10 protein-coding genes are annotated in these 10825 nt (G+C 70.1%); 6 read left to right on the top strand and 4 right to left on the bottom strand.

What is annotated here, in order from left to right; genetic code table 11:
* Positions 1-134 precede the first annotated feature (134 nt).
* The gene (locus ACZ61C_RS33650) at positions 135-674 is read right to left on the bottom strand and encodes a Uma2 family endonuclease (RefSeq protein ID WP_465311903.1); all 540 of its coding nucleotides are present in this window, start codon (positions 672-674) and stop codon (positions 135-137) included.
* Between the two features lie 446 nt (positions 675-1120).
* Between ACZ61C_RS33650 and ACZ61C_RS33645 the strand changes: the two genes are divergently transcribed.
* Positions 1121-2779 (top strand): TIGR04141 family sporadically distributed protein, encoded by a 1659-nt coding sequence (locus ACZ61C_RS33645; protein ID WP_465311902.1) that lies wholly within the window; start codon positions 1121-1123, stop codon positions 2777-2779.
* 212 nt (positions 2780-2991) lie between these two features.
* On the opposite strand, the gene ACZ61C_RS33640 is transcribed toward ACZ61C_RS33645, so the two are convergent.
* Complete coding sequence (locus ACZ61C_RS33640; RefSeq protein WP_465311901.1) at positions 2992-3648, bottom strand: hypothetical protein; 657 nt, start codon at positions 3646-3648, stop codon at positions 2992-2994.
* Between ACZ61C_RS33640 and ACZ61C_RS33635 the strand changes: the two genes are divergently transcribed.
* From ACZ61C_RS33635 to ACZ61C_RS33620, 4 genes are all read left to right on the top strand, one after another.
* Positions 3629-3964 (top strand): Uma2 family endonuclease, encoded by a 336-nt coding sequence (locus ACZ61C_RS33635; protein ID WP_465312096.1) that lies wholly within the window; start codon positions 3629-3631, stop codon positions 3962-3964. The two genes, ACZ61C_RS33640 and ACZ61C_RS33635, sit on opposite strands and share 20 nt — an antisense overlap.
* Before the next feature lie 309 nt (positions 3965-4273).
* The gene (locus ACZ61C_RS33630; RefSeq protein ID WP_465311900.1) at positions 4274-5560 is read left to right on the top strand and encodes a GGDEF domain-containing protein; all 1287 of its coding nucleotides are present in this window, start codon (positions 4274-4276) and stop codon (positions 5558-5560) included.
* A 507-nt stretch (positions 5561-6067) separates the two neighbouring features.
* The gene (locus tag ACZ61C_RS33625; protein WP_465311899.1) at positions 6068-7087 is read left to right on the top strand and encodes a helix-turn-helix domain-containing protein; all 1020 of its coding nucleotides are present in this window, start codon (positions 6068-6070) and stop codon (positions 7085-7087) included.
* 345 nt (positions 7088-7432) lie between these two features.
* On the top strand, positions 7433-7843 hold the full coding sequence (locus ACZ61C_RS33620; protein ID WP_465312095.1) for an Imm1 family immunity protein: 411 nt from the start codon (positions 7433-7435) through the stop codon (positions 7841-7843).
* A 912-nt stretch (positions 7844-8755) separates the two neighbouring features.
* Here ACZ61C_RS33620 and ACZ61C_RS33615 read toward each other — a convergent pair.
* Positions 8756-9061: a helix-turn-helix domain-containing protein gene (locus ACZ61C_RS33615; RefSeq protein ID WP_465311898.1), complete on the bottom strand. Its 306-nt coding sequence runs from the start codon at positions 9059-9061 to the stop codon at positions 8756-8758.
* Between the two features lie 127 nt (positions 9062-9188).
* Between ACZ61C_RS33615 and ACZ61C_RS33610 the strand changes: the two genes are divergently transcribed.
* On the top strand, positions 9189-9458 hold the full coding sequence (locus tag ACZ61C_RS33610; protein WP_465311897.1) for a hypothetical protein: 270 nt from the start codon (positions 9189-9191) through the stop codon (positions 9456-9458).
* 247 nt (positions 9459-9705) lie between these two features.
* Here the strand turns inward: ACZ61C_RS33610 and ACZ61C_RS33605 are convergent, their stop codons facing one another.
* Positions 9706-10806, bottom strand: a complete 1101-nt coding sequence (locus ACZ61C_RS33605; protein WP_465311896.1) for an AcrVA2 family anti-CRISPR protein — start codon at positions 10804-10806, stop codon at positions 9706-9708.
* Positions 10807-10825 lie beyond the last annotated feature (19 nt).

Raw genomic sequence — 10825 nt, 5'->3', positions numbered from 1 at the left:
GCGCTCCTCCCACGATGGGGGGAGGGACGATGCCCACAGGACACAGAACCTCCTTCTCTCCGGACGGTGCGTGGGGGTGAGGGGCCGGGGACCCGTTCCCCCCCCCCCGCGTCACCTCATCGGTTCCGGGGGCATCAGTGCGGGGAAACCAGTTCGGCCGCGCGCAGGGTCAGCGCGTACGGCTCCGTCAGGACGAGCGGCTCGTCCTCACGGCTTTCGCCGGTCAGCTCGTAGCTGCCGCCGGCCAGGCGGAAGCATTTGAGGCTGGGCACCCCGGGGTCGATCACCCAGTAGTGCGGGCACCCGGCTTCGGCCAGCCGGGCGGGCTTGAGGTGCAGGTCGATGTGCCGGCTCGACGGCGAAACCACCTCGACGGCGAGCACGGGCACGCCGACCAGGGCTCGTTCGGTGAACGTGTCGCGCCGGCCCACGACGACGTCCGGGATGAGGACCGTGTGGTCGTCGAGGACGACGTCCACCGGGGCGGGCAGGACCTCGCAGTCCGCGGGACAGACCGGGGTGAGCGCGGCGAGCAGCCGCGCGACCACCCTCTGGTGCAGCGGGCGCGGGGACGGGCTCACTAGAAGGGTCCCGTCCACCAGTTCGTAACGGCGGCGCTCATCGGTGATCAGCTCCAGGTCCCGACGGGTGAGACGGTCTCCGTGTGCGAACATCGGGACGGTCTCCATGCTGCCCCCAGTGTCGGGCCGGACGGGAATCGACCAGCCCAGGGTAGTGGGGTACCGCGCGCAGCGCGAACTGCCGCCGAGTGACCGGGCCTGGCCCGACCGGACCAGTTTCGGCGGGGTGGCGCGGCCCTGCTCGTCACGATGCGTGCGACCCTTTTTCCGGCGCCGCCCGAACAGCGCAGAATGGGCGCGAAACGCGGCCATTGGAGTGCATTTCGACAATTCTTTCCGGCGTTGTTCAGTGGTCTTCCGCCGGTTACTCGCCGATCATCTCCTGGACGCCTGACCAGTCACGATGTCACGATGAAAGCACGAACCAGGGTACCCGCCCGGGTCGGGAATCGCGTGTTCAGGTGAATTTAACCGGGCGGGAACGGGGCGGCACTATTCTGGGTGGACGCAGTTTTCCCCAGGCCCAGGCCGGTGATCGCATGGCGTCCACGTCCACCCCGAGCAAGCCCGTCTCGCTGTTCCGGCTGGACGGCGGCACGGGCGAGCACGAGCTCCTGGTGCCGCTGAAGGACGGCCAGGTCACGACCGACACCGAGGTCGACCTGTCCGGCACCCGCGCCCGGCTGGTCGCGGGCCGGTTCCGCACCGAGGTCCCGCAGTGGCTGCCGCACGCCGCGTCGCTCACCGGGACCGATCTCGCGCTCTCCTCCGAGCTGCCGTTCGCTGTGCTGCTCGTGCCGCGGCCGCCGTGGACCTACGCCGTCACCTGGGGCGCCGGGCACCTGACCCTCAACGACGAGCACGTCGAACAGGGTTTCGGCCTGCTGTTCGGGATCCGGCGGCTCGACCCGTTCGACCTCGGCCTGGTCGCGAGCGCGGCGCTGGACCCCTCGGCCCGCGCGACCCAGACGTCGATCCCTGGCGGCGGCGACCTTTCGGCGTTCCGGCTGGAGCCCTACGGGGAGCTGGTCAACCGGCTGGCCGGCACGGCGGACCTGACCGACCTCACCTACGGCCGGGTCACCGGCCGCCGGCACCGCATCCGGGCGGGCAACGCGGTGTGGCTGCCGCTGGCCAAGGACCCCGCGGCGTTCCTGACCGACCTCGACGCCGTCGGCGCGGTGGTCGACGGCCCGGACGCGCACTCGGCGCTGCGGTTCGTGGCCCAGACCCGCCCGCTGGACCGCCACGACCGGCTCGTGCCGGTCCTGGAGCGCCGGCTGGCGGAAAGCCTCGCCGGGGACGACGAGGGCCGCCTCGGGCTCGCCTGGCCCGCCGCCGCGGTGCACCAGGCGGAGAACGCGGGGTCGTTCCGGGTCGGCGGGCTGGGCCCGGGCGGCCCGTTCGCCGTCGAAGGCCGGCTGGAGCTGGGGCACCTGACCGACCGGCTGGCCGAGCTCGAGACCGGCGACCGCGTGCGGGCGATCCGCGCCGGCCGGATCGTCGCGTGCGCCGACGACGCCGGTGCGGAGGAGGCGGGCGCCGCGATCCCGGTCGCGCGGTGGCTGGTCTTCGAGACCATGATCGACCACGCCCGGTTCGTGTTCCACCAGGGGCGCTGGTACCGGATCGGCGAGACCTACGTCCGGCAGATGCGCGAGCAGGTGACGGCGCTGCTGTCCCGCCGGTACGCGTGGCCGCCGGTCACCTGGACCCCGTCCGGCGAGCCCGACGACGAGAACCACTACTGCCGCCGGGTGGCCGAGGAGCCTGGGTACCACTGCCTCGACCGGGACTTCGCGACCACGCCGCTGCACCCGCGGTTCGAGCTGTGCGACCTGCTCGGGCCGGGGAACGAGCTGATCCATGTCAAGTGGCTCGGCCGGGCGACCGCGGCGAGCCACCTCTACACCCAGGCGCTCGTCTCGGCGGACGCGCTCGCCCACGAACCCGAGGCGCTGGCCCAGCTCGCCGCCAAGGTCGCACCCGGCCGGGTGATCACCGAGCCGCCGCGCACCGTCGTCCTCGCCGCCGCGGGCCGCCGGTGGGACGTCGACGAGCTCTTCACGCTGTCCCAGGTGGCGCTACTGCGGCTGGACCGCGCGGTCCGCGGCCTGCACGGCACCCTGCGGTTCGCGGACATCCCGTTCGAGCCCAAGGCCCGCGGCCGCGCCCGGGCGGCCCGCCGACGCGGCTGAGGATCGGCCGGATCTCCCGGCCACCGCCGCGGCGGTGTGCGAAAGTGGCGGGATGAACGTCCGGATGGCCGGCCCGGCCGACGGCCCCGGCGCGGTGACCTCGGTCGCCGACCTCGCGCGGATGTCGGCGTGGACGGTCACCCGCTCGCGCGGACACTGGACGACGGCCGAGCGGGTCCTCACCCTCGGCGGCCGGCGCTGGGTCGTCGGGCTCACCCCGACCGTGGGCGGCGCGACGGCGCTGGTCCTGTGGCGTGACGACGTGGTCGTCGCGCGGCGCGCACACGACGTCGGGGCGCACCTTCGAGAATCGTCTCCAGGCTTTTGACCGTGTAGTCAAGCGCGAAGTGGCGATCGACCCACATTTGCGCTCGGTGTGAACGTGCGCCGATCCGCCAGTCGGCGAACTGAGCCTCGACCCGGCCCATGGCGGGGTCTGCCGGGCCGGCGAGGCCCTTCGCGTGCACCGCGCGGGTGTAAGGGGCGCCGATCAGGCACTCCATCGAGACCAGCATGTAAGAGATCTCGGTGTAGAACGGCCGCCCGGTCGCATGCTCGACCACGAAGTCCGGGTCCTTAACACCGTCTACGATCTGCTCGACCGACAGCTCCGGCAGCGGTGCTAGCAGCAGGTCCGTGCGGGCTTGGAAGGCGTGGCTCGCCGCCAGCTCGTGTTCGGTCATCAGGTGGTCGAAGGTGATGTAGGTGAACCGGGTCGGCACTCCGAGGGCCGAGAGGGTGCGGATCGCCAGTGCGTTCTGTTCGGCGACGCTGTCTTTGGCGAAGCGTTGCGGGCCGGAGTTGGCGGTGGTAACCGGTGCGGATCTGCGGGTCCAGGAGGCCCCGTTGGTGAACCGGCGCCCGGACATCGTCGTCTACGACGCGCGCGTGCCGGAGGAGCAGGTGCTGAGGCCCGCGGACTGCCGACTGGTAGTCGAGGTCATGTCCGCGGGCTCGGTGACCGCGGACCGGCTGAGCAAGCCCGCCAAGTACGCCGCGGCCGGAATCGGGCACTACTGGCGCGTCGAAGTCGAAGACGGCGACAGTTCTTCGCCGTGGCGCGTTATCCGGCACGTGCTGGACTCGCGCGCGCAGAGCTACGTCGTTGACGGACTCGACGACGAAGTGCTGAGCGTGGCCTCACCGTTCACCTTGACGGTCGACCTGCGAGCCCTGGCGGGCTGACCGGGCAGCGGGCAAGTCGGCGGACACAACGCCGCGCCCTGCCCCGACGCCGCCGGCGAGTCCCGGGGCCCGGCCCGGGTCAGAGGTGCGTGGTGAGCCGGCCCCCGGGTACGCCATCGATCAGCGGTTCCACTCGGTCGGGCGGCCGGGACGGGGACGGCGGGTCGGCTGGGTGCGGGTGATGATCATGGTCTTGCCTCCTGAACGCGGGCCGCTGGGCCCCGATGTGGTCACCCGGATGACTCACGACCGGGCGTGGTCATCCGATTACAGTGAATATTCTGATCCGGGGAGGGAGGCCGGCACGCCGTGGACCGGACATCGTCACGCGTTCGAGAGTCCCCGCTGGGCGCCCTGCGGGCGCTTCCCGGTGGCCTGCTGGCCTACGTCGGCGCCGTCGTCGGCCTCACCCTGGCGGTCGTCGCGGCTGCCGCGGTCACCAGCTCGGTCACCGGCCGGGACTGGGCATGGCTGGGGCTGCTGCTGGCCTGCGCGATCGCGCACCTGGAGGTCACCCAGGGCTTGGAGCGGATCCGGGAACTGCCCGAAGGCGCGCCCTACACCCACCTGCAGTCCACCTGGTACATCGCCGGGCTGCTCCTGCTGCCCCTGCCACTGCAAGTCGTCCTCATCGCGGTGACTTTCGCCTACGAGTGGGTACGGGTGTTCGCCCGGCGCGCCCCGGTGCACCGGAAGGTGTTCTCCGCCTCCACCGTCGTGCTCGGCGTCGCCGGCGCCACCCTCGTGCTCTCGGCGCTCTACCCAGGCGTCGCTGGGCCGTTCGTCACGGTGCTCGACGGGCCGCGCGGGGTGGTCGCGATCGTGCTGGTCGGGCTGATCTACCGGCTGACCAACTACGGCCTGGTCGTCATCGCGATCATCATGGACAACCGCGACCAGCCCGCCCACCGCGCGCTCGGCCCGGCCAGCGACCAGCTGATCATCGCCGCCGCAATCGGGCTGGGCTACGTCTACGCCCTGGTCGCCCTGACCCGGCCCTGGATGCTGGTGCTCGTGCTGGTCCTGGTCGTCGGCCTGCACCTGGGGCTGCTGCTGCCGCAGTTCCAGCACGCCGCCCGCACCGACCGGCGCACCCAGCTCGCCGACGCCACCTGGTGGCACGACGTGGCCGAACGCGAACTTGAGCGCGCCCGCCGCCTCGGCGACCACGTCGGGGTGCTTCTGCTGGATCTGGACCACTTCAAGGACATCAACGACCGGTTCGGGCACCTGACCGGCGACGCCGTGCTGCGCGCGGTCGCCGACGCGGTGCGCGGCTGCGTACGCGGCCACGGCCCGGACCTGGCCGGCCGCTGGGGCGGCGAGGAGTTCGTGGTGTTGCTGCCCGGCCTCGACCCTGCCGACCTGCGGTCGGCTGCAGAGCGGATCCGGGCCGCGATCGCTGCGATCACCATCTCGGGGACCGACCGTCGCACCGGCCGCGATGCGGTGATCACGCTGACGGCCTCGGTCGGCGCCGCGATGTTCCCCGACCACGGCCACGACCTCACCACGGTACTGCTGGCCGTCGACGACGCCGTCTATCGTGCGAAGGACCGTGGCCGCGACCAGACCGTCACCGCCTCAAGCCGGTAGTTACCCGCTCCCGACGCGACCCCTGCCTGCGAGAGCCTCCGACATCCGGGCCGATGATCTTGTCGTCGAGAATGCTGAGTACGAGGTCGCGCCAGTCTCCGCGCCGAGGACCGGACGTCGGGTGAGCAGGTGGTGACGGTGCTCGGCGGCGGCAACCTCCTGCTTCGTTGGATCGGGTGAAGCATCCTCTGATGTCCCCGATCATGTGGTTCCTCTTGCTCGATGCGATCGAGCGCCGTGACTACCCCGAGGTTCTGCGTCACGCGCGCGAACGGGCCGGGTGGAGCCAGCGCGAACTTGCCCGTCGACCAGGTGTCATCCGAGCGTGATCTCGCGCATGGAGGCGCGGCACCGGCGGATGGACAACGTGGACACCCTCCGGCGACTGGCTGTCCTCCTGCAGATTGCCGCATCGGCGTTCGGACTGATTACGAGGGCGTGGCGACCGGGCGTGGCGCCCCGGTCCCTCCTAGGCTGGTCAGCAAGCCCGCCCCGGAGGAGGACGATGTGCGCCGTCGCAGCTTCTTGAAGGCAGGTGGTGTGGCTATCGGCGCCGCTGTCACCGGCACCCCGGCCGCGGAGGCAGCGACGGCGGCGCATGCGGCGCTACCGGACCCGGCCGTCGTGCTCACCAGCGGACTGTCCGACGTCCTCGTCGGCAACCGAGCCTCCACCGGGCCTGCACTTCCGGCCGCCGGGCTGACCCGTGCACTCGCGGCAGCGCGCGAGTCGTTCGGCAAATCCGACTTCCTGGCGCTCGCCGGCCAGCTTCCCGCGTTGGTCCGAGCCACGGAGGCCGCCCAAGACGCGGGAGCCGCGGCCCAGGCCTACACGCTGGTCACCCGCGCGCTGGTCAAGCTCCGCCCCACAGGGACGGAGTGGATCAGCGCCGATCGCGCCGTCCGAGCGGCGGAAGCAGCAGGTCAGCCGCTCATTCTCGCTGAAGCGGAGCGGGCACTTTCCGGGGTGTGCCGCCGCGCCGGTGACCAAGACCGGGCGGGCACGCTCGTGGTGCAGGCAGCAGACCGGCTGGCGCTCGACGGCCGGGATCCGCGCCATCTCCTGCTGCACGCGAGCCTGCTGTGCACCGGCGGGTACTCCGCCGCCCGGGCTGGCGACGGCACCCGAGCCCGAGACCTGCTGACAGAAGCAGCGGCGTCCGCGAACCGGCTCGACGGCGCCGGAGCTGCACGGGCCCGCGCAAACCTGATGAGCCACCGCGTCTCGGTGGAACAGCTGCTCGGCGAGCCGGAGGCTGCGCTGCAAACCGCTCGCACGGCGAGCGGGGTCACGTTCCCCGATGTCGAGCGCGAGGGGCGCTACCTGGTCGACCTCGCGGCGGTCCAGCTGCAGCTCGGTCAACCCGGGCCGGCGTACAACACGTTGCTGGCCGCCGAACGCCGCGCACCCGGCGAGGTGCACACCCGCGCGGCTGTCCGCATCATCGTCGACGCGTTACTGGTCCAGAATCAAGCAGCCGTAACGGGAATTCGTGATCTCGCTGCCCGGGTTCACGTACCGGCTTGACGGGTCAAGCTTCCGGTGTCTCGTTTACTTCGGCGGCCATCGCAGGTGACGGCTCGTGTCGTCGGGACCTACCGGGCTTTGACCGCTGCTACGAAAGGTGATTGATGTTCGGCTGGCTAATGAGCACTTTGGTGATCGTGGTGCTCTTCGGCTGTCTGATTGCAGCTATTTTCCGCGGTAGCACTGGTGCGGCGTGGCTTGAGTACAAGCTTCTCGTCTGGCGGCGCCGCCGCCGTGATCGAAGGTCGTAAGCGCGGCCGCATTCGGCTCCCCTGCGGGGCTGGCGCTCCGGCTGAAACCGGACGGCACCCGCACCCACCACCGCTACGAAGGACGCCAACCGTGATGCACGCCTGGTACGACGCCGAAGCCGATGAGGCTACCATCGTCAGCTCCGCCGACGAGCTGACGACTGTGCTCGACGCGGTGGCGGTGCTGGACGCCCCGACGCTGGTGAACCTCTACGCGCAGCCAGACGACTTCCCGTGGCTGGAGATCGGCCTGCACGGCGATCGGGGTGTGCTCCGCTACGTCGGAGACGATGCACCCGATGGCCTGGTCAGCAACACCCCAGACGGCTCGACTGCCGAGATCTCGTACTTCTACATGCGCAACGAGAGGCCCTTTCCGCCTGGTTCTGAGATCGCGGCCACTGACGTCCGCCGGGCCGCGCTCGCCTTTTACAGCTCCGGCGGAAAGCAGCCCGGCGACACCACCTGGGCGACGGAACGACCAACTGCGGAACGCACCGCATAGCCAGGTCGGATTGCCGTCGCACGTCAGCTGCGGAACACAAGCGCAGTGACCATGTGCGCGAGTTCCGGTTCTGATCGCGACGGGTCTGTCGTTTCACGCAATCGCGGTTGCCCTGGACGATGGCGGGAGGACTTGAACGGTCCGGTCCCGCGCCGCCGGAACCGTGTTCCGGTCGTCGGCGACGTGGCCGTGAGCAGTGTCGAAGGCGCCGGTGAGCCTCATCGTGGGCGTGCAGGGCGCGCCCGGTCTTCTGCGATGGTCCATGTCCGAGCCCAGAGAACGTCCTCGTTCTCGATGACGCTGGGGTCCGCGGGAGGGAGAGGACGACCGTCGGCGAGCAGGTCGTGCCGTGTTACTTCGGCGACTTCGTAGCGGGAGTCGGCACCGGAGAGGTGAGGGCAGACCGTGCGAGCGGCGGTGAGGCAGCGGGGGTGCAGTGCGGTGTCGGACACGACGTGGTCGCCATCGAGCACGACGAGACCGAGGGCGGGGATCGGCTCGCCGCAGACCTGGCACAGCCAGGCGTCCTGGGCGCGAGCTTGCCGGGCGGCGTCCACCAGCCGCCACCACGGTCTCCCGTTGGACACCGGCGTCAACCACGGGTGCGGAAGGCCCCGAGTACGGGCCGAGGCCAGCCGGCGCCCGGAGCGGGCACGTCTTCGCCGCGGCGCACCCGGGCGCGTTGCGCCCGCCACAGCGCCACCGGCAGTCCGGCTGCCGCGCACTGCGGGTCTGTGCACTCGAGCCACTCTTCGAGCTCGCCGGCGAGCGTCAGCTCGCCTCGGCAGTCCCGGCACTGGAACGCCCCGCTGCGGAGTGGTGAGCGGTGTGGAAACTCGGAGATCATCAACGTGGACGAACTGGCCCGGTCGACACCTTCCGACGCTTCAGGTCGGATCATCGGCAACTGGCTCACGGCCTATGGTCCTTCGGTGCCAAGGGGGTCAGGGCGATCGACAAGTGCATCTGCAGTGCCGCGGCGATGCGCGCGAGCACTGGGAGGGTCGGGATCGTGCCGCCGGCCTCGAACCTGGCCATCGCGGACTGTGTCATTCCTGCGCGCTCGGCCAATTCGGTCTGCGTCCAGCCTTGCACCTCGCGTAGCTTGCGCACTTCGGCTCCCAGATCGAAAGCTAGCCGAGCAGCGTTATAGGCGTGGTGTGTACGGTCAACGCCGAGTTCCTCGCGCAGTTCACTCCACGTAGCGCGATCGGTCATGTTTACTCCTCGTCTACCGTGCCTGATCCAGAGTTCGATCTTACTCGACCTATAGCGTCAATGCTATTCGGGGCGTCGGATTCGCGTGAACCGGCGTGGTGGCCTTGGCCGGCGGACGCTGCCCGACGTGCGCGACGGCCAACGGCGATCGGATCGCACGCGGTACGAGCGGGCCCGGTCCAACGACAGACTCCACGCCAAGCCCAACGAGCTCTCCTACCGGGACAGCCTCGGCCGCACCGACGGCGATCGTGAAGGGAGTGCCACCAAGGTGACGTTCATGACCTCGCCCGCTCCGCGAGGCACCACGATCACCCTGTCGTGCGATCACAAGCCCACTTACCAGGGTGTCGTCCACTCGGCGAGCACCCCGCGGAGCCGGCGCCTGGTCTGGTGATGCAAGCCAGGCGGCGTCGCGGTCAGCTGGCAGAGTGCCTCGCTGTTTCGTGCCTCAGCTCGATGTCGGAATGAGGCTCGGCGCGACGTTGAGCCGGTGAGGTTGGGGCCGGTCCAGGCCGGAGCCCAAACAACGTCGTCGCACTCCTGCCGGCCCATGGCCGTAGTCAGCTGTGCACTTGAGCGAGCTCTTCTGGCTCAAGAAACTCCTGTTATGGCCCGGTTAATCGGAATGAGCTTGCCGGGCTCTAGGTGTCCTGTCGCGGTCCGACGGTGACGACCTTGTGCTCGGTGGCGCCACCGGCGGGGTCGGTGACGAGGTCGAGGTTCACCCAGGAGGGTGTGATGAACCAGAGGATCGGGGTGGTGCGTCCGCGGCCGGTCCAGTAGGTGCGGAAGTGCCCGCGTCGCTGGTGTGTTGTGGGGCGGCGTCGGCCGTCGCCGGTTTTCGCGGGTGCCTTGGCTGCGACGCGGCGGGCGGTGTGGAAGGCGGGGCCAAGCCGCCAGCCGACCTTGATCATGCGGGCGGGTTTGGCGGCCTTACCGGTTTTGCCCTTGATCCGGCGGTGACCGGCGGGGCGGACGACGATGGTGTCGGGTTCTTCGCTGCAGAGGTAGACCAGCACGTTAACCGCGGTGCGAATGAGTTCGGTCAGCCAGGTCCGCATCCGGTCGGAGAGCATGAGCATGCCGGGGTCGGCGGCGAACGCGGCGAGGGTGCGGTCGACGGCCTGGTCGACGGTGAACTGGTCTTCGCCGACGGGGATGGTGACCCGGGTCAGGTCGGTGTCGATCCGCTTGCCGTGCTCGTCGAGCAGGGCGGTGACGAACATCAGGCCGAGCCGGTCGCGGTTCTGGTCATGGCTGGAGCACAGCCGTCGCGGCTCGCCGGCGTTGCCGTAAACGTAGAAACCGATGATCTGCCCGCCGGCGCCGTCCGGGGTGACGGTCGGGATCGGCTCCGGAAAAATGACCAGCGGGTTGGTGTGGGGCAGGTAGCTGAAGATCGGACCAGGCAGCTGTTCAGAGCTGCTGTCTGCCAGCTCGGCCAGCATCTGCGGGTGCAGGGCGTAGATGATCCTGCTGGATGCCCAGATCCGGCGGATGGCCAGCGCGGTGATGCTGCTGCGCGCGGCGTGATGCAGTTCGGCCGGCACGTGGTCCGGGACCGTGATGGTGGATGACGCGCCTTCTGCCGTTGCGCGGATCTGGTCCCAGCATTCGTTCCTGCGGATGAACTGCTCCTGCGCGGCCATCTGCCGGTCGATGTCTTCCACGATCGTTGTTGCCTGCGATCCCAGACCGAATTCCGTGCTTACCTGCACCGCGCTTTGCCTCTCGTCTTTCACAACGTCACCCGAGGTGAAC

It is taken from the genome of Amycolatopsis sp. NPDC104587, from assembly GCF_055583645.1.
Note: the sequence above shows the minus strand (reverse complement) of the source record. Positions and strands in the feature narration are given on the sequence as shown.

Coding starts and splice junctions, on each gene's coding strand:
- ACZ61C_RS33650 (WP_465311903.1), bottom strand. CDS start 674: ATGTTCGCACACGGAGACCGTCTCACCCGTCGGGACCTGGAGCTGATC.
- ACZ61C_RS33645 (WP_465311902.1), top strand. CDS start 1,121: ATGGCGTCCACGTCCACCCCGAGCAAGCCCGTCTCGCTGTTCCGGCTG.
- ACZ61C_RS33640 (WP_465311901.1), bottom strand. CDS start 3,648: ATGTCCGGGCGCCGGTTCACCAACGGGGCCTCCTGGACCCGCAGATCC.
- ACZ61C_RS33620 (WP_465312095.1), top strand. CDS start 7,433: ATGCACGCCTGGTACGACGCCGAAGCCGATGAGGCTACCATCGTCAGC.
- ACZ61C_RS33615 (WP_465311898.1), bottom strand. CDS start 9,061: ATGACCGATCGCGCTACGTGGAGTGAACTGCGCGAGGAACTCGGCGTT.